The 18,217-nt window shown below is 73.9% G+C and carries 14 protein-coding genes, 1 tRNA gene and 1 pseudogene; 9 read left to right on the forward strand and 7 right to left on the reverse strand.

Annotated features, from left to right (window positions below):
- Together RYN42_RS14490 and RYN42_RS14495 are read left to right on the forward strand one after the other, a co-directional pair.
- A pseudogene (locus RYN42_RS14490) lies at positions 1-614 on the forward strand (nucleoside-diphosphate sugar epimerase); the annotation flags it as partial.
- Between the two features lie 23 nt (positions 615-637).
- Entirely contained in the window at positions 638-1,741 is a 1,104-nt protein-coding gene (locus tag RYN42_RS14495) for a S16 family serine protease (protein ID WP_315097279.1), read from the forward strand.
- On the opposite strand, the gene RYN42_RS14500 is transcribed toward RYN42_RS14495, so the two are convergent.
- Positions 1,738-2,292, reverse strand: a complete 555-nt coding sequence (locus tag RYN42_RS14500) for a PPA1309 family protein (RefSeq protein ID WP_315097280.1) — start codon at positions 2,290-2,292, stop codon at positions 1,738-1,740. The genes RYN42_RS14495 and RYN42_RS14500 overlap by 4 nt on opposite strands.
- A 151-nt stretch (positions 2,293-2,443) precedes the next feature.
- Here RYN42_RS14500 and RYN42_RS14505 point away from each other — a divergent pair, with 151 nt between their 5' ends.
- Both RYN42_RS14505 and RYN42_RS14510 read left to right on the forward strand, forming a co-directional pair.
- Positions 2,444-5,431 (forward strand): UPF0182 family protein, encoded by a 2,988-nt coding sequence (locus RYN42_RS14505; protein WP_315097281.1) that lies wholly within the window; start codon positions 2,444-2,446, stop codon positions 5,429-5,431.
- 95 nt (positions 5,432-5,526) lie between these two features.
- Positions 5,527-5,600 (forward strand) — tRNA-Met (locus RYN42_RS14510).
- A gap of 62 nt (positions 5,601-5,662) precedes the next feature.
- On the opposite strand, the gene ligD is transcribed toward RYN42_RS14510, so the two are convergent.
- Together ligD and RYN42_RS14520 are read right to left on the reverse strand one after the other, a co-directional pair.
- Entirely contained in the window at positions 5,663-6,625 is a 963-nt protein-coding gene (gene ligD, locus RYN42_RS14515) for a non-homologous end-joining DNA ligase (protein ID WP_315097283.1), read from the reverse strand.
- A gap of 35 nt (positions 6,626-6,660) precedes the next feature.
- Positions 6,661-7,212: a CueP family metal-binding protein gene (locus RYN42_RS14520; RefSeq protein ID WP_315097284.1), complete on the reverse strand. Its 552-nt coding sequence runs from the start codon at positions 7,210-7,212 to the stop codon at positions 6,661-6,663.
- Between the two features lie 195 nt (positions 7,213-7,407).
- On the opposite strand from RYN42_RS14520, the gene RYN42_RS14525 reads away from it, so the two are divergent.
- The 3 genes from RYN42_RS14525 (at position 7,408) to RYN42_RS14535 (ending at position 12,886) form a co-directional block, all read left to right on the forward strand.
- Complete coding sequence (locus RYN42_RS14525) at positions 7,408-10,200, forward strand: VWD domain-containing protein (RefSeq protein WP_315097285.1); 2,793 nt, start codon at positions 7,408-7,410, stop codon at positions 10,198-10,200.
- 61 nt (positions 10,201-10,261) lie between these two features.
- A complete protein-coding gene (locus tag RYN42_RS14530) occupies positions 10,262-12,295 on the forward strand; it encodes a thioredoxin domain-containing protein (protein ID WP_315097287.1) in 2,034 nt (677 codons plus the stop codon).
- Between the two features lie 321 nt (positions 12,296-12,616).
- Positions 12,617-12,886 carry a nuclease gene (locus RYN42_RS14535; protein ID WP_315097289.1) on the forward strand — a complete coding sequence of 90 codons (270 nt, stop codon included), beginning with the start codon at positions 12,617-12,619 and terminating at the stop codon, positions 12,884-12,886.
- On the opposite strand, the gene RYN42_RS14540 is transcribed toward RYN42_RS14535, so the two are convergent.
- Positions 12,883-13,287 (reverse strand): aldehyde dehydrogenase, encoded by a 405-nt coding sequence (locus RYN42_RS14540; protein WP_315097290.1) that lies wholly within the window; start codon positions 13,285-13,287, stop codon positions 12,883-12,885. The two genes, RYN42_RS14535 and RYN42_RS14540, sit on opposite strands and share 4 nt — an antisense overlap.
- Positions 13,288-13,425: 138 nt before the next feature.
- Here RYN42_RS14540 and RYN42_RS14545 point away from each other — a divergent pair, with 138 nt between their 5' ends.
- A complete protein-coding gene (locus RYN42_RS14545) occupies positions 13,426-14,385 on the forward strand; it encodes a WYL domain-containing protein (protein WP_315097291.1) in 960 nt (319 codons plus the stop codon).
- Between the two features lie 3 nt (positions 14,386-14,388).
- Here the strand turns inward: RYN42_RS14545 and RYN42_RS14550 are convergent, their stop codons facing one another.
- The gene (locus tag RYN42_RS14550) at positions 14,389-14,973 is read right to left on the reverse strand and encodes a DUF664 domain-containing protein (protein ID WP_315097292.1); all 585 of its coding nucleotides are present in this window, start codon (positions 14,971-14,973) and stop codon (positions 14,389-14,391) included.
- A 41-nt stretch (positions 14,974-15,014) separates the two neighbouring features.
- Complete coding sequence (locus RYN42_RS14555) at positions 15,015-15,980, reverse strand: AraC family transcriptional regulator (protein ID WP_315097294.1); 966 nt, start codon at positions 15,978-15,980, stop codon at positions 15,015-15,017.
- Positions 15,981-16,094: 114 nt separating this feature from the next.
- Between RYN42_RS14555 and RYN42_RS14560 the strand changes: the two genes are divergently transcribed.
- Complete coding sequence (locus RYN42_RS14560) at positions 16,095-16,760, forward strand: NAD(P)-binding oxidoreductase (protein ID WP_315097296.1); 666 nt, start codon at positions 16,095-16,097, stop codon at positions 16,758-16,760.
- On the opposite strand, the gene RYN42_RS14565 is transcribed toward RYN42_RS14560, so the two are convergent.
- A partial coding sequence (locus tag RYN42_RS14565) for a glycosyl hydrolase family 95 catalytic domain-containing protein (protein WP_399552498.1) occupies positions 16,750-18,217 on the reverse strand: 1,468 nt, incomplete at its 5' end. The genes RYN42_RS14560 and RYN42_RS14565 overlap by 11 nt on opposite strands.

Consider the following 18,217-nt stretch of genomic DNA (forward strand, 5'->3'; position numbering starts at 1 on the left):
AGGCGGTGCTGGACCGCAGCCGGCGCCGCCGGGCACCGCTCGTGACGGTGCTGCGTCCCGCGCCGCTGGTCGGCCCGGGCGTCGACACCTTCGTGACCCGGCACTTCGAGGCGCCGCGCCTGCTCACCGTGCGCGGCGCGGTCCGGCAGTGGCAGTTCCTGCACGTCGAGGACCTGGCCGACGCCGCCCGGTTCGCCGTCGAGCACCGCCTCGCCGGGGTGCTCACGGTCGGTGCCGGCGACGTGCTGGAACCGGCGCAGGTCGAGGCCGCCGCGGGGATGCGGCGCGTGGAGCTGGCGGCGGCGACGGCGTTCGGCACCGCGGAGCGGCTGCACCGGGTCGGCGTCCTGCCGGCGCCCGCCTCCGAGCTGGCGTTCGTCGTCTACCCATGGACGGTGGCAGCCGACCGGCTGCGGGTGGCCGGCTGGGAGCCCCGCTGGTCGAGCGAGGCCTGCCTGGACGTGCTGCTGGAGGGTGTCCAGGGCCGGCTCGCCGTGGCTGGTCGGCGGGTGGGCACGCGGGACGCGGCGGCACTGGGGGCCGCCGGCGCGGCGGTCGCGCTCATCGGCACCGCCGCGGTGTGGCGCCAGGCGCGGGTGCGTCGGCGCCGGTGAGCCCGACAGGGGATGATGGCGGCGTGCTCGACCAGCCACCCTCTCCGTCCGACGTCGACGACCCCCTCGGTGAGCCCGACCGCGTCAGCCCGCGCTCGCTCACCCTGTCGGTCGGCATGCTCGGCACCGCGCTGCTGCTCGCCGTCCTGGTGATCCTGCCGGTGCCGTACGCCATCAGCAGCCCCGGGCCGACGCGTGACGTCCTGGGGTCGCACGAGGGCACGCCGCTGATCGAGGTGTCCGGCGCCGAGACGTTCGACTCCACCGGCGCGCTGCGCCTGACCACCGTCTCCGGGACCGGTGGGCCCGGTTTCCCTTCGAGCGTCGTGGGCGTCGTCGAGGGCTGGCTCTCGGGCTCTGCGGTGGTCCAGCCGGTCGAGCTCCTGTACCCGCCGGACCGCTCGCAGGACGAGATCGACGAGTCCAACGAGGCCGAGATGGTGTCCTCGCAGGAGAACGCTGCGGTCGCCGCCCTGACGGAGCTCGGGTACGAGGTGCCGGCGACCCTGGTCGTCGCGGGTGCGGTCGAGGGGTCGGACGCCGAGGGCAAGGTCGAGGAGGGCGACGTCATCGTCGCCCTGGACGGCACGGCGGTGCCCGACTACCAGGGGCTCATCGGTCAGCTGGACCAGGTGGAGCCCGGGACCACCGTGGTGCTCACGGTGCGCCGGCACGGCCAAGCCGTCGACATCCCGATCGTCACGGGGGAGAAGGACGACGGCCGCGCGCAGATCGGCGTGTTCATCGACCCGACCTTCGACATGCCGGTGGACATCACCATCAGCATCGACGACATCGGCGGTCCGAGCGCGGGGGCCATGTTCGCTCTCGGGATCGTCGACAAGCTGACGGCGCAGGACGAGGCGAACGGTGTCGACATCGCGGGGACGGGCACGATCGACGTGACCGGCGAGATCGGCCCCATCGGCGGGATCCGCCAGAAGCTGGCCGGAGCGACGCGCGACGGGGCGGCGTGGTTCCTGGCACCGGCCGCCAACTGCGACGAGGTGGTGGGCTTCGTGCCCGACGGGCTCCGGGTGGTGCGCGTCGAGACCTTGCACGAGGCGCGCGAGGCCATCACCGCCATCGGCGCGGGGACCGCCGACGACCTGCCGACCTGCCGCTAGTCGAGCGTCGACCGCACCGCGGCGACCAGCCCCGGCACCAGGTCCGGTCCCTGACCGACCTGGTCGGCGGCGTCGTTGGCGCGGCTGCGCACGGCGCACCAGGACGGGCCCGCCCGCAGCGCGCCCACCACGAGACGCACGTCCTGGCGTTCCGGGTGCGCGAGCAGGTACTCCAGCGCCGCGTCCGTGTCCTGCGGCATGGCCTCCTCGGCGGCCGGCGGCAGGACGACGCGCTCGACCGTGACGGCCATGCCGTCCACGGTCGACGGCCAGGACAGCCCGGCGAGCAGGGTCTCCAGGTCGGGTGCCGCGGGCAGCTCCTCCTGCTCCACCGACGTCAGGTGCCACGGCTCGGACCCCGCCTCGGCCAGGACCGTCGGGTCCAGCTGGGACGCGAGGCCGGGCTCGGTGCGCAGCATCTCCTGGGTCCGTACGAGCGCGAAGACGCGGACCGGGCCGTCCCACCCCGCCTCCGCGACGTGCTGCTCGATCTCACGGACGGAGGCGGCCAGCGCGGCGAGGGTGGGAGGGGTGGCTGCGGGTTCACTCACGGGCCCATGGTCGCATTCCTGTGGGAACCTGTGCCTCGACCGGCACGTTCACCGTGCGAGTGGTGCGCGTCCCGTGACCGTGCTGCTCATCTGCTCATCTGCTCATCTGCTCATCTGCTCACCTGTTGCCGACGACGAGGACCGACACGCCGTGACATTCGGAAGCCCACCGCCGCCCCGACCCAGTGCGCCCAGCGCGCCGCGTCCGCGGCGGCGAGGTGCGCTCGCGCCGACCCTCGTCGTCCTCGGGGTGCTCGTCGTGCTGGTGCTCCTCCTCGCCCAGGTGTGGACAGAGGTGCTCTGGTACCGCCAGCTCGGGTTCGGGGGCGTCATCGCCACCGAGTGGGGCACGCGTGCGGTGCTGTTCGTCATCGGCTTCGTCCTCATGGGCGGAGCGGTCTTCTGGAGCCTGAACTTCGGCTACCGCTCGCGGCCGGTGTACGCGCCGTCGACGCAGGAGCAGGCCAACCTCGACCAGTACCGCGAGGCCATCGAGCCCCTGCGCCGGCTGGTGATGATCGTCGGCCCCGCGGTCCTCGGCCTGTTCGCGGGCGCCGCGGCCTCGCAGCAGTGGCAGACGATCCAGCTGTGGATGCACGGCGACCCGGTCGGCTCGACCGACCCCCAGTACGGCATCGACCTGGGCTTCTATCTGTTCACGCTGCCCGGCCTGCGGTTCGTCGTCTCGTTCCTCATGGCGGTCGTCGTGCTCGCCGGGATCGGCGCCGTCGCCACCCAGTACCTCTACGGCGGCCTGCGCGTCGGTGGCCAGAGCGGCGGTGCGCCCCGCACCACCCGGGCGGCACGCGTCCAGCTCTCCGTCATCGCCGCGGTGCTCATGCTGCTCATCGCCGCGAGCTACTGGCTGGACCGGTACTCGATCCTCACCAAGTCGGGCCAGAAGTTCGTCGGCGCCTCGTTCACCGACGTGCACGCCGTGATCCCCTCGAAGGCGATCCTCGCGGGCATCGCGATCTTCGTCGCGGTGATGTTCGTCCTCACCGCGATCCGCGGCAACTGGCGCCTGCCCGCCATCGGCGTCGGCCTCATGGTCGTGGCCGCGATCGCGGTGGGTGGCATCTACCCGGCCGTCGTGCAGCGGTTCCAGGTGCAGCCGAACCAGCAGGACGCCGAGGCCGAGTACATCCAGCGCAACATCGGCGCCACCCTCGACGCGTACGACCTGCAGGACGTCGAGAAGACCGAGTACGACGCCGAGGTGACGGCCACGGCCGGCGCCCTGCGCGCCGACGCCGACACCACGGCGTCGATCCGCCTGCTCGACCCGCAGATCGTCAGCCCGTCGTTCAAGCAGCTCGAGCAGATCCGGGCGTTCTACGACTTCCCCGACTCGCTGTCGGTGGACCGGTACGAGATCGACGGCGAGAGCCGCGACACCGTGATCGCGGTGCGCGAGCTGTCCCTCGAGGGGCTCGACGACCAGCAGAGGAACTGGACCAACGACACCACCGTCTACACCCACGGGTACGGCGTCGTGGCGGCCTATGGCAACACCACCGCAGGCCGCGGTGCGCCGGCGTTCTGGGAGCAGGGCATCCCGTCCACCGGTCAGATGGGCGAGTACGAGCCGCGCATCTACTTCAGCCCGAAGGCGCCGACCTACTCCATCGTCGGTGCCCCGGAGGGTGCGACCGCCTGGGAGCTGGACTACCCGGCCGACGAGCCGGTGAACAGCACCTTCCCGACGCAGACGGTCTCGGCCGGCCCGTCGATCGCGAACCCGCTGACCAAGCTGCTGTACGCGCTGAAGTTCGGCTCCGAGCAGATCCTGTTCTCCGACCGCGTGACCAGCGACTCGCAGATCCTCTACGACCGCGACCCCCGCGACCGTGTGCAGAAGGTCGCCCCGTACCTCACGCTCGACGGCCGGGCCTACCCCGCCGTCGTCAACGGGCGGGTCGTCTGGATCGTCGACGGCTACACGACCTCGGACCAGTACCCGTACGCGGCCACCCGGTCCCTGGACGACGCCACGACCGACTCGCTCACCGAGACGTCCGAGACCGTGCAGGCCCTGCAGCCGAAGACCGTGAACTACATCCGCAACTCGGTGAAGGCCACGGTCGACGCCTACGACGGCTCGGTCACGCTCTACGCCTGGGACACCGAGGACCCGATCCTCAAGGCCTGGGACTCGGTGTTCCCGTCCTCGCTCGAGCCGCTGTCGTCCATCGACGGTGCGCTCATGAGCCACCTGCGCTATCCCGAGGACCTGTTCAAGGTGCAGCGCAACCTGCTCGCCCGGTACCACGTGACCGACGCCGGCCAGTTCTTCTCCGGCGACGACTTCTGGGCCAACCCGAACGACCCGACCAGCAGCGTCGCCGTCCCGCAGCCGCCGTACTACCTGACCCTGCGGATGCCCGACCAGGAGCAGGCCAGCTTCTCGCTCATGTCGTCGTTCATCCCGACCGGCACCAACGCTCGCAACGTGCTGACCGGGTACCTGGCCGTCGACGCGGAGGCGGGCAACGAGGACGGGAAGCCGTCGGAGAACTACGGCAAGATGCGCCTGCTCGAGCTGCCGCGCGACTCCACGGTCTCCGGGCCGGGCCAGGTGAACAACGCCTTCGTGGCGGACCCGGACGTGTCCAACGAGCTCAACATCCTGGGCCGTGGCGACTCCCAGGTGGTCCGCGGGAACCTGCTCACCCTGCCGATGGGCGGCGGGCTGCTCTACGTGCAGCCCGTGTACGTGCAGGCGCGCAGCGGCACCACCTTCCCGCTGCTGCAGCGTGTGCTCGTGGCGTTCGGTGACGACATCGGCTTCGCGGACACCCTGGACGGCGCGCTCGACCAGGTGTTCGGCGGCGACTCCGGTGCCGACGCGGGTGACGCGGGGACCGATCCCGACGCAGGCACTCCGCCGACGGCGGACCCGAGCGCGGACCCGACCGCGGAGCCGACGGCCGAGCCGACGGCGCCGAGCACCGAGGCGCCCACGGACGGGTCCGCCCGTGCCGACCTGGAGCGCGCGCTCCAGGACGCGAATGACGCGATCGACGAGAGCCAGGCGGCCCTGGCGGCCGGCGACTTCACGGCCTACGGCGAGGCGCAGGAGCGACTCGACGCGGCCGTGCAGGCCGCGCTCGACGCGGAGGCCCGGCTCGGTCAGTGAGGCAGCCCCGGCCGGTGGAGGTGACGTTCGCCACCACCGGCCGGGCCCCCACGATTTGGTCGGCCTCCCCGGGTGAGGTAAGTTGGAACTACCGACGCGGGGTGGAGCAGCTCGGTAGCTCGCTGGGCTCATAACCCAGAGGTCGCAGGTTCAAATCCTGCCCCCGCTACAGAAGACGAAGGCCCGGACCGATGGTCCGGGCCTTCGTCGTTCGAGACGTCGTCCGGCTCCTCAGTCGCTCTCCGGGGGCGTCGGAGCGCCTTCGCGCTCGTCGCGATCGGCCCAGCCCAGCAGCGGCGCCAGGTCGAAGACCGCATCGTCGATGCCGGCATGGAGGTCGCCGAGCTCGGCGTAGCGCGCGGGGACCGTGCGCAGGGTGCAGTCGCGGGGGTCGACGTCGTCGATCTCGTCCCAGCGCAGGGGCGTCGACACGGTGGCGTCCGGGGTGCCGCGCACCGAGTAGGCCGAGGCGATCGTGTGGTCCCGCGCGTTCTGGTTGTAGTCGACGAACACCAGCGACGGGTCGCGGTCGCGCCGCCACCACGCGGTCGTCACGTCGTCGGGTGCGCGGCGCTCCACCTCGCGGGCGAAGGCGAGCGCTGCTCGTCGCACGTCCGCGAACCCGTGCGCGGGCGCGATCCGGACGTAGACGTGCAGGCCGGAGCCGCCCGAGGTCTTCGGCCATCCGACCGCGCCCAGCTCGTCCAGGAGCTCGTGCGCCACGTGCGCCACCCGCCGCACGCGGTCGAAGGGGCAGTCCGGCATCGGGTCCAGGTCGATGCGCCACTCGTCGGGGCGTTCGGTGTCGGCGCGCCGGCTGTTCCAGGGGTGGAACTCGACGGTCGACATCTGCACCGCCCAGACCACGTGGGCCAGCTCGGTCACGCACAGCTCGTCTGCGGTGCGGCCGTAGCGCGGGAAGTAGACCTCCACCGTCTCCATCCACGGCGGGGCCCCGCGCGGCAGCCGCTTCTGGTGCACCTTCTCCCCGTCGACGCCCGTCGGGTAGCGGTGCAGCATGCACGGGCGGTCCTGCAGCGCCCGCACGATCCCGTCGCCCACGCTCAGGTAGTAGTTGGCGAGGTCGAGCTTGGTCGCCCCGCTGGCGGGGAAGTAGACGCGGTCGGGGTTCGAGATCCGCACGGTGCGGGACCCGACCTCGAGCTCCACGGCGGGTGAGTGTTCCGGGGCCATGCCTCATTCAAGCGCGCTGGTCGGCCGGCGACCGCTCAGGCTAGCCGCAGGGTGGTCACGCAGGTCGGGCTGCCCTCGGCGGTGCTGAAGGGGACGCTGCCCATCCGGTCGCCCTGGCGGACCTCGATCGTGCCCTCGACGTCCTCGGGGAGCCAGAAGCCGACGAACCCGTTGGTGTGCGTCGTGGTGCTCTCCTCGACGAGCACCTCCCCGTCGGCGGTGGTGATCGTCACGTCGACCGGCTCCTCGACGAGCTCGCCCTGGCAGGTGGCCAGGCTGTGGAAGAAGCACTCGTGCGTGGTGTCCACGAACGGCGCGATAGACACGTAGAACTCACCGTCCTGCAGGGGAACGGCGACCTCGGTCGTCCCGTCGCCGAGGAGGACCTCGTCCTCACGCACGGAGGCGGTGAAGTCCAGCGGCCGGCTCTCGGAGGAGGCGTCCAGGCGCGTGACGATCTCCTGGCCGGACAGGCCGTCGAGCCCGAGGTCGGTGAGCACCTCGTCCTGCGGAGTCGGGGACGAGCAGCCGGCGAGCAGGGCGACGGTCGCCGCGACGACGGCCACCAGGCGGGGTGCGGTACGCATGCATCGATCCTTGCCGACCGTCGGCGCCGACCGGCCGGACCGAGGGCCCAGCGGCGATGAAGCTTCCATGAAGCCGGCGACCCGTCGCCCCTAGCATGAGGCACCACCGGCGCCCTTCGGCGGTCGGGCGACCTCGTCTCGGAGGCAGTCATGGCGCGTCGTGGGTGGACGGTCGGGTGCGTCGCCGCAGCCTGCGTGGCGCACTCCCTGACGGTGGGGGCCGGTGCCGCGGCGGCCGTCAGCGCGGCCGGCGAGGACACCGCGCGCGCTCTGGAGCTCCACGTGGCCACCGATGCGGCGTCGTACGCGCTCGGTCAGCCGGTCGTCCTCACCGCGACCCTCACCAACCGGACGAGTGCGCCGTGCGCGCTGCCCACCCACGGCGCCCTGACCCTGCGGCTCGACGGGGTCACGCGCGACGACGAGCCGGTCGTGCCGACGGTGAGCACCGTGTGGCTCGACGCGGGCGCCGTCACGGCACTCGTCGCGTCCGCGGAGCCGGTGCCCGACGGCGATGCGGTCACGCTCACGCTGCCCGCCGTCGGCCCGGCCGAGGACGGCGTCGCGCTCGGCACGCTCCACGCCCTCCCGACAGGCTCCGCCCTGCGCACCGACCACGTGCTCGACCGCCCGGGCACCTACCGCGTCGCCCTCCGTGCCGAGGTGCCCGCGGTCGACGAGGCGCTGTGCGCCGGGACGAGCAACACCGCAGTCGCAAAGATCGTGATCACCGACGCCGCGGCCGACAGCCCGGTCACCGCGGACCGCGGACCCCGCGCGGCCGGGATCGGCGTCGCCGTCCTCGTGGTGCTCGCCGTGCTCGCGGCCTGGCTCGTCCTGCGCCGACGTGGCAGGACCGGAGCGGGCGCGGCGACGACGGTCCTGCTGCTGCTCGCGGCTCTCCTGGTCGTCCCCGTCCCACCCGCCCGTGCCCTCGTGACCACGGGAGTCCCAGAGGAGTCGGGCCTCCCGGACATGCCGAAGCTGGACGAGTGGAACGGCGCGGTGAACTGGTGCCTGGCCAGCCTGCGCGACCGCTCCCGCCACACCGCCGAGACGTGGCGCGTCATGGAGTTCGCCGACCGCCCGGACACGCGGATCCACATCCGCTGGACGTCGGACCAGTCCTCCGCACAAGAGGACTCGGCGCGTGGCCGGATCCTCGTCGAGTGGAACCACACCAACAAAGGGCCCCTGGAGACTGGCCTCGACCGCGACCCGTGCGCCGCACTGTTCCACGAGCTCGCCCACGCCTACCGGATCGGGACTGGCCAGGTGGCCCCGCCCGGTCGTCGGTGCGGCGCGCTCTCCGTCTCGTACGAGGAGGCGCACACGACGTTCCTCGAGAACGCGTACCGGGTGCACAACGGCGCGCCGCCGCGGACGGAGTACGACCGGCACCGCCTCCCGGCGGACCTGTCCGACTGCGAGGAGGACCCGCCGCCCGGTCCCACGCGGCTGGCGGACCCGGACACGTTCTTCGAGGGCGTCCCCTCCGGGGAGTCGACCGGCGACCCTCATCTCCAGACGTTCGACGGCGTGCGGTTCAGCCCGCAGGCCGTCGGGGAGCTCGTGCTCGCGCGGTCGCGCGAGGATCTCGACGTGCAGGTCCGGCAGGCGCCGCTCGGCCCGTCGCGCCAGGTGTCGGTGAACACGGCCGTCGCGATGGACGTCGGCGGTGACCGCGTCGTCGTCGGGCTCGACGACGGTGCGCTCACTGTCACGCTGGACGGCGAGCCGTGGCCGGTGCAGCGCGCGGTGCACACCCTGCCGGGCGGGGGCACGGTGGCGGGCGGACCGTCGTCGCGCACGTGGGCCCCGGACGGGGTGCTCGTCACCTGGCGCGACGGGTCCGCGGTCCAGGTCGACCCGGTCGGCGCCTCGGGGCTGGAGGTGCAGGTGCGGCGCGCGCCGGACCGGGCGGGTGACGCCGTCGGGCTCCTGGGGGACGGGGACGGCGATGTCGCCGACGAGCACACCACCCGCGGAGGAGCCGTGCTGGCGCGGCCGCTGACCCACGACGACCTCTACGGGGAGCTCGTCGAGTCGTGGCGGGTGCGGGACGAGGAGTCGCTGTTCGACTATGCACCCGGCGAGTCGACCGAGACGTTCACCGACCGCACCTTCCCCGACGCAGCCGCGAGCGGCGACGCGTCGAGCGAGGACCGGCGTGCACTCGCCGAGGAGGTGTGCCGGGCCGCCGGGGTGCGGGACGGCAGCGTCCTCGAGGAGTGCGCGGTCGACGTCGCGGCCAGCGGCCGGGTCGAGTTCGCCGTCGCGGCCGCGACGACGGCGGACCGGGTGACGGCTCGCGCGATGGCCCGCGCGGTCCCGGTGGTGCGGTTCGAGGACGCGACGGCGGTCGGGGCTCTCGACCCCGACGCGCTCGCCGTGCTCGCGGCACCGGGCGCCTCCGCGCGGCTGACCTTCGACGCGACAATCGGCGACGCCGTCCTGGTCGAGCTGGCCTGGTCGACCCTGCCGGACGGGTGCGGGTGGGTGCGCCTGGTGCAGCCCGACGGGAGCGTGGCGCGCACGGCGTGCCTCAGCGACGGTGGCGGGGTCCTCGACCGGGTGGAACTCACCGCGGGCGGCACGCACCGGCTCGAGATCGACCCGCCGGGCGACGCGGTGGGCCAGGTGGCGGTGCGCCTGCACCGGCCGGTCGACGGACGTGTCCCCGCGGTGGTCGGCGGCGACGCCGTCACCGTCCCCCTCGGGACCCCCGGGGCGCGGGGGCTGGTGACGTTCGAGGCGTCGGCCGGTGGCGAGGTGGTCGTGGCGCTCACCAGGGCGAGCGTCCTCGACGGGTGCGGGTTCGTGCAGGTGCGGGGACCGGACGGTTCGCGGGCGGCGGCGTCGTGCGTGAGCCGTGGCGCTGCGACCGTCACCATTCCCGTGACGACCGGCGGCACGCACGAGGTCGTGCTCGACCCGCCGGGGGCCACCGTGGGATCGGCCGTCGTGCGGGTGAGCGAGGCGTCCTGACCGCCGCGGCGGGCGGGGGCATCGCCTCGCCGGGCCGCGCTCGGTAGCGCACCCTGGGGTGGTGCCCAACCGCCTCGCGACCGCCACCAGCCCGTACCTGCTGCAGCACGCCGACAACCCGGTCGACTGGCTGGAGTGGGGGGACGACGCGTTCGCGCAGGCGGCCGCCCGCGACGTGCCGGTGCTGGTCTCCGTCGGGTACGCCGCGTGCCACTGGTGCCACGTCATGGCGCACGAGTCGTTCGAGGACGAGGCGACCGCGGCGTTCATGAACGAGCACTTCGTGTGCGTGAAGGTGGACCGCGAGGAGCGCCCGGACGTCGACGCCGTGTACATGGCGGCCACGCAGGCGATGACGGGAGCGGGCGGCTGGCCCATGACGGTGTTCACCACCCCTACCGGGGAGCCGTTCTTCTGCGGCACGTACTTCCCGCCGCGCCGTGTGCACGGCATGCCGTCCTTCCCCGAGGTGCTGGCGAGCGTGGCCGCCGCGTGGACCACCCGGCGCGCGGAGATCGAGGACGGCGCCGGCACGATCACCGCCGCCCTGTCGGAGCGGGCGCCGGGGGTCGCGGGCCCGGGCGACGGGTACGAGGTGGTGGTCGAGCGCGCACTGGCCGGGCTGGCGACGACGTTCGACGCCGTTCACGGCGGCTTCGGGGGTGCCCCGAAGTTCCCGCCGTCGATGCTGCTGGAGTGGCTGCTGCGTCACCACGCGCGGACGGGCGAGGGGATCGCGCTCGAGCTGGCGGACCGCACCCTGGACGCGATGGCGCGCGGCGGCATGTACGACCAGCTGGCCGGAGGGTTCTCGCGGTACTCCGTCGACGCCTCGTGGACGGTCCCGCACTTCGAGAAGATGCTCTACGACAACGCGCTGCTGCTGCGGGCGTACGTGCACGCGTGGCGGGCCACCGGCTCCGGGCTCGCGCACCGCGTCGCCGAGGAGACCGCGCACTGGCTGCTGGCCGACCTGCGCACCGTGCAGGGCGGGTTCGCCTCGTCGCTCGACGCCGACAGCGAGGGTCGCGAGGGCGCGTTCTACGCCTGGGCTCCGCAGCAGCTGCGCGACGTGCTCGGGGACGACGACGGCGCGTGGGCCGCCGACGTGCTGGGCGTGTCGGAGCAGGGGACGTTCGAGCACGGCTCATCGGTCCTGCAGCTCCGCTCGGACCCGGCGGACGGCGCGCGCCTCGACGCGCTCCGGGCACGGCTGCGCGAGGCCCGGGAGCGGCGACCTCGACCGGCACGGGACGACAAGGTGGTGTCCGGGTGGAACGGCCTGGCGGTCGGCGCCCTGGCCGAGGCGGGCCTGCTGCTGGAGCGCCCGGCTCTGCTCGACGCGGCAACGGCTGCCGCGGAGCTGCTGCGGACCACCCATGTCCGCACGGCGCCGGACGGGTCGACCCGCCTCGTGCGTGCCTCGCGGGACGGCGTCCCGGGCACGGCCGCGGGTGTGCTCGAGGACTACGCGCACGTGGCGGACGGACTGCTCACGCTCTTCGCGGTGACCGGGGCGGCCGAGTGGTTCCGCACCGCCGAGGGGCTCCTGGAGACCGTGCTGGTGCACTTCGGCGCGCCGGACGGCGGCCTGCGCGACACCGCCGACGATGAGACCGACCCCGTCCTCGCGCGGGTGCGGCTCCTCCAGGACCCGGCCGACGGGCCGACGCCGTCGGGTCAGGCCGCGGCGGCCGGTGCCCTGCTGACGTACTCCGCGCTCACGGGGTCCGTGCGGCACCGGGAGGCGGCCGAACGAGCCCTGCACGGACCGTTGCAGCTGGCCGGGCGGTTCCCCCGGGCGGCAGGAGCGGCGCTCGCGGTGGCCGAGGCGCTGCTCGACGGGCCGCGCGAGGTGGCCGTCGTCGGGCCTGGTGGCGACCGGGCGACGCAGGAGCTGCACCGCGTGGCGCTGCGGTCCACCGCGCCGGGGCTCGTGGTGGCGCTCGGAGAGCCCGGCGCCGGGGGAGTTCCGCTGCTGCGGGACCGCCCCCTGGTGGGTGGGCGGGCCACCGCGTACGTCTGCCGCGGCTTCGTGTGCGACCTGCCGACGACGAGCGCGGACGGGCTCGCACGCCAGCTCGCCCCGGCGTGAGCCGGGGCCGTCCGACGGGTGAGACTGCTTGACAGCATGTGGACGGGTGCTCAGACTCGTCGCATGTCCTCCGTCAGCACCGTGCCTTCGATCCCGCGTCGCGCGGGATCCGTCGACGTCCTGTCGACGCGCCGGTGTCTGTGTCGAATGTGTCGCTGACGACCCTGTCGTAGCGGTCCGAGCCCCGCAGGCGCCTCGCCTGCACGTGGGTGGACCCGACCCGCCGCACCGCGGCGCAGCCCGACACCGTCCGCCCCGGGGAGGTCCCCGCGTGGCGTCGGTGCGGACCATTCGACACCGCAGGACATCCCTGGAGCTGACGTGATCCACCGCACCCGCAACGACGTCCTTCCCATCCAGGAGGCCGTGGCCTCCGCCTCACCGAGCGCATGGCGCGACGGCCTGGTCGCGTCCCGCGACCAGGCCGTCGTGACCGTCGTGCTGCTGGACGGATCCGCGCTCGCGGTGACGACGAGCGCGACTCCCGACCCGGGCGAGCCCGTGGCGCTGCACCCCGTGGCCGGCGTGCTCGCCGTCGGGGGCAGCTGGTACTCCGCGCGGGACCTGGTCGGCGCCGCGGACGAGCGCTAGGCCGACGGCATCGAGGACATGGCCGACCGGCACGCGTCGACCATCGCCCGGCACGCCATCGCGCAGATCCGGCAGTGCTCCGACATCGAGGCGTGCATCTCGCACTCCGCCGCGCAGGCCTCGCCCATGGCCATGCACGCCGTCATCATCGAGCTCATGACGCCCATGTCGTAGCCGGCGGGGCGCATCATCATCCGCATCATCGTCGTCGCGACGTCGGCGGTGTTCATGCACATCGACGCGCAGCGCCCCATGCCCTCGCCGCTGTCCGCGTCGGCGCACATCGTGGCCGCCATCGACGCCGCCGAACAGGCCTCGATACACCCCTGCATCGTCGACATGTCCATCCCCGTCGCCGCCGGCATCGGCATGGACTTCATCATGTCCGCCATCATGCTCATCGTTGTCGCCCTCCGTCGCTGTCTGCTGACCCTGGCGCGAGCGACGTTACGCCGGGCGCCGCCCGGCACGCCATGGTCGGCGGCGGGCTCTGGTCGTAGGGTCCGTCCCGGACGGGCGGCGTCGGGACGGGGGTGGTCATGGGTGCGGACCGCAACCCCACGGCGCGTGCGCTGACCGCGCTCGAGCTCATCCAGGACAGCCCGGGGATCACCGCGGCGCGCCTGGCCGAGCGGCTCGGGGTCTCGGAGCGCGCGGCCCGGCGGTACGTCGCGACCCTGCGCGAGGCCGACATCCCGATCGTGGCGGTGCGCGGTCCATACGGGGGCTACCGCGTCGGCCACGGCGTGCGGCCGCCGCCGCTGACCTTCACCGCCGCGGAGGCGCTGGCCCTGGTGATGGCGGCGCTCGACGGCCATCACGACGCCGACAACCCCACTGCTCCCGTGGGCAGCGCGCTCGGCAAGATCGTGCGGTCGCTGCCCGAGTCGGTGGCGGCACCGGTGCGGGCGGTGCGTACCGGCGCCGCGTCCGCGCCCGACCGGGGGGCCTCTCGGCCGGACCCGGCGACGGCGTCGGCCCTCGTGCTGGCGTGCACCGAGCACCGGCGCGTGCGCCTGGCGTACCGCCCCGAGAACGGGGAGGCCTGGCACGCCGTGGTCGACCCCTGGGCGGTCGTCGTCCGGCACGGCCGCTGGTACCTGCTCTGTCACTCGCACCGCGCGGACGCCCGGCGTGCGTACCGCGTGGACCGGGTCGGCGCCGTCGAGGTCCAGGACGAGACGTTCACCCCGCCCGCCGACCTCGACCCCGTCGTGGAGCTCGAGGACCACCTGGCGCAGGGCTGGGAGTTCGAGGTGGTGGTCGACGTCCACGCCCCGGCGCACCGGGCCCGTGCCTGGCTGCCGCGCGATCTGGGGCGCCTCGAGGCGCTGGACGGGTCGACGTGCCGGCTGGTGGGCACGACGAGCAACCCGTACTGGGTGGCCGAGCGGCTCTGCGCGGTCCCGGTTCCCCTGCGGATCGTCAGCGGCCCGGAGCTGCGCGCCACCGTGCGCTCGCTCGGTCGGCGCATGACTGCGGCGACCGAGGGGCCCTGAGGCTCAGGCGTCCCTGATCCAGGTGAGCGCCGCGCCGACCGCCGGGCGCCACCCTGTGGGCGGGTCCTCCCCGACGCGCCCGTCGACGTCCTCCCGGATCAGGTCCGCGTGCCCGGCGTGGCGGCCGTACTCCTGGATCAGGTCGAGCAGGAGCCGGCGCAGGCTCACGTGGTGGCCGGCGTCGTCGCCCTCCTCGACCAGCTGGTCGAGCCCGCCGTCGGCGAGCGCCGCCTCGAGGCGCTCGCGGGAGCGGGCGACGGCGTCGTCCCACATCGCGTAGAGCTGCGCGGGCGGGTCGTCGCCCGCCGAGAGCAGCTCGGTGCGCGTGTCCTCCCAGGTCTCGGGCCTCCACATCGGGCCCGGGTGCCGGCCGGCGAGCTTCCACGTGAACGTGGTGTCCTCCACCGCTGCGAGGTGCTTGAGGAGCCCGCCGAGCGTGAGGGTCGAGGACCCGACGCGGTGGGCGAGGCCCGCGATGTCGAGGTCGTCCGCCTTCCAGCGGAAGGTGGTGCGCAGCAGGTCGAGAGAGCCCACGAGGTGCTCCAGCTCCGTGGCCGCCATCGGGGTGTACCAGGGTTCGGTCGTCATGCTGCGACCGTAGGACCGGTTCCGGACGGTCCGCGTCCGGTTCAGCGGACCGGTCCGACAGGCATGCGGCGCGTCCGGCCGGGGGACGTGCCGACCTCGCGCTTGTACGCCCGGCTGAACGCCGCCTCGGAGTCGTATCCGAGCTCGGCGGCGACCTCCCGCACGGTCGCCCGGCCGCGGCCGAGCCGGTCGGCGGCGACGTGCATGCGCACGCGCGTGACGTACTGCATGGCCGGCTCGCCGACGACCTCCGTGAAGCGTGCCGAGAACGCGGACCGGGACATCGTCGCCTCGCGTGCCATCGTCGCCACGGTCCACGGGCGGCCGGGCTCGCGGTGCACGGCCGTGATCGCCGCACCCAGCTGCGGCTCGCGCAGGGCACCGAGCCAGCCGGTGGTCTCGCGCTGGGCGTCGAGCCACGCACGGATGGACTGGATCACGAGGATGTCCGCGAGCCGGGTGGTGACGGCCTCCCCGCCGGGCCGGGCGTGGGTGAGCTCGGCGGCCATGAGCGCGAGGGTGTCAGCCATCCACGAGCCCGCCGAGGCGCCGTCGACGTGCACGACCGAGGGCAGCAGGTCCAGCAGGAGCCGGGAGGCGGCGCCGTCGACGGAGAGCACCCCGCAGACCAGCTCCGTGCGCGGTCCGCTGCCCAGGTGGCGAAGCACGGAGTAGTTCTCGCTGAGGTACTCCTGGGGGAGCTCGTCCACCTGGCCGAGCGACGGCACCCCAGGTGCGCTGCGCAGCGCGTGGCCGCGCCCGTGCGGGACGAGCGCGAGGTCACCGCGCACCAGGCGCACGGGGTCCGCACCCTCGACCTCGACCCAGGCCTCGCCCGCGGTGATCACGTGGAAGCTGATGCAGTCGCGGAAGGCGGGCATGTCGACCGCCCACGGTCCGTCCGCCTCGGTGCGGCTGTAGAAGACGCCGGTCACGCGCAGGTGGTGCAGGGCCTCGCCCACGGGGTCGACGGAGGAGCCCGGCGGGTCCACGACGGTCGGTGCCACGAGCGCTCCCTGGATGATCAGTCATGAAACGGCGACGCATCATCATAGACCGTCCACCGTCGGCGGTGGTGGTCTGGTCTCACCACATCCACACCGCACCGAGGGAGACAGATCATGAAGGTTCTCGTCGTCGGAGCGACGGGCGGCTCCGGCCGTGCCGCCGTCACCGAGCTGGTCGCGCGCGGGCACGAGGTCACCGCGCTGTCGCGGCACGCGTCGTCGCTCCCGGACGTCCGGGGCGTCGACGGCGACGCCACCGACCCCGTCCTCGTCGACCGCCTGGTCCAGGGCCAGGACGCCGTCGTCGTCACGCTCGGGATCAGCGAGAGCGCGGTCCGGGTGCGCCTGCGCGGTCCGTCGGGCACGCCGCTCGACATCCGGTCCCGCGGCACCCGGACCGTGCTGGCCGCCATGCGTCGGCACGGCGTGCGCCGCGTGGTGGTGCAGACGTCCTACGGCGTGGGCCCCACCAAGGAGTACCTCCCGCTCGCGTCGCGGCTGGTCTTCGCCCTGCTGCTGCGCCCGCAGATCGCGGACACCGAGCGCCAGGGCGCCGAGCTGCGGGCAAGCGGGCTCGACTGGGTCGAGGTGCAGCCGGTCAACCTCACGGACGAGCCGTGGGCCGGCCCGCCCGCCACGTCGACCGACGGCGGGATCGAGGGGCTCAAGGTCTCGCGCTCCCAGGTGGGGTGGCTGCTGGCCGAGGCCGTCGAGGACCCGCTGCTGACCCGGCGGACGGTGTCGGTGTCCGCGGGTGCGCGGGTCCCCGTCACGGCGTGACGTGCCAGGACTGTCCACCCCGCAGGTCCGCACGCTCGATGGCGCCGGCGTGGCGGACCAGGACGGAGACGTCCCGGTCCGCCACCAGCCGGGCGGCGGTCAGCACGCCGCCGTCCCACGCCAGGTCCACCGTCACCCCGCCGCGCGCCCGCAGGCCCCGCACGGAGCCCGACGGCCAGGCCTGCGGCAGCGCCGGCAGCAGGGAGAGCTCCCGCGTCCCGCCAACCGTGCGGTGCGACTGGAGCAGGAGCTCGGCGACGCCCGCCGTGAACCCCAGGTTGCCGTCGACCTGGAACGGGGGATGGGCGCAGAACAGGTTCCGGTAGACGCCTGCGCCCTTCCCGGCGGGGCGCAGGAACGCGTCGATCATGGCCGCGGCGCCGACCGGGTCACCCAGGCGGGCGCGCAGGTTGAGGCGCCACGCGAGCGACCAGCCGGTCGACACGGTGCCGCGGGCCTCGAGCGTCGCGAGCGCGGCCCGGGCCAGCTCCGGCTCCTGGTCCGGGTCGATCGAGGTGCCCGGGTGGACGCGGTACAGGTGGCTCTGGTGCCGGTGCTGCGGCTCGGCCTCCGGCACGTCGTCGCGCCACTCGGCGAGTCGGCCGTCGGCCGCCACACGCTCGGCCGGGAACCGCTCGAGGGCGGCCGACGCCTCGGCGACGAGGTCGGCGCCGACGTCCAGACGCACCACGTTCTCGAGCAGGTCGCGCACGATCGCCAGGTCCGCGGTGGTCGAGGTGCTCAGGGCGGCGGGCAGCCCGTCGGGTGCGACGAAGGTGTTCTCCGGCGACGTGGCGGGCCGGGTGCCCAGCGAGCCGTCGGGCAGCTCGACCAGCCAGTCCAGGGCGAAGCGCGCGGCAGCGGCGAGCACGTCGCGGTCGGCGGGCGTGAGGAAGTCGCCGGTGACGTCGTGGTGGTCCACCAGGTGGCGCACGAGCCACGCGCCGCCGAGCGGCCAGAAGCTCCACGACGGGTCGCTGGTGCCGTCCCCGACCGGCTCGGTGAACGCCCAGGCGTCGCTGTTGTGGTGGGCGGTCCAGCCGCGCAGGCCGTAGAGCTCGTCCGCCGTCCGTGCGCCCGCGGTGGCCAGCTCGCCGACCCACCGGACCAGCGGCTCGTGGCACTCCGCGAGGTTCGTGGACAGCGCCGGCCAGTAGTTCATCTGGGTGTTGATGTTGAGCGTGTAGCTGCACGACCAGGGCGGCTGCACGGCGTCGTTCCAGATGCCCTGCAGGGTCAGCGGCAGCGTGCCCGGACGGGACCCGGCGACCATGAGGTAGCGGCCGTAGTGGAACGCGAGCGCCGCCAGGCCCGGGTCGGGCGTGCCGGCCGTGTGCCGGCGCAGTCGCTCGTCGGTGGGCAGCGCGGACGCGCTCGTCGCGCCGAGGTCGAGGTGGACCCGGCCGACCAGCGCGCCGTGGTCGGCGACGTGCTCGGCGCGCAGGTCCGCCACCGTC

The organism is uncultured Cellulomonas sp., assembly GCF_963527515.1.
In the GTDB taxonomy this organism is placed as follows: domain Bacteria; phylum Actinomycetota; class Actinomycetes; order Actinomycetales; family Cellulomonadaceae; genus Cellulomonas.

What these genes read in the sequence shown, in the direction of transcription:
- ligD (WP_315097283.1), bottom strand. Translation starts at nt 6,625, where the DNA reads ATGGCCCCGGAACACTCACCCGCCGTGGAGCTCGAGGTCGGGTCCCGC.
- RYN42_RS14520 (WP_315097284.1), bottom strand. Translation starts at nt 7,212, where the DNA reads ATGCGTACCGCACCCCGCCTGGTGGCCGTCGTCGCGGCGACCGTCGCC.
- RYN42_RS14540 (WP_315097290.1), bottom strand. Translation starts at nt 13,287, where the DNA reads ATGAGCATGATGGCGGACATGATGAAGTCCATGCCGATGCCGGCGGCG.
- RYN42_RS14545 (WP_315097291.1), top strand. Translation starts at nt 13,426, where the DNA reads ATGGGTGCGGACCGCAACCCCACGGCGCGTGCGCTGACCGCGCTCGAG.
- RYN42_RS14550 (WP_315097292.1), bottom strand. Translation starts at nt 14,973, where the DNA reads ATGACGACCGAACCCTGGTACACCCCGATGGCGGCCACGGAGCTGGAG.
- RYN42_RS14560 (WP_315097296.1), top strand. Translation starts at nt 16,095, where the DNA reads ATGAAGGTTCTCGTCGTCGGAGCGACGGGCGGCTCCGGCCGTGCCGCC.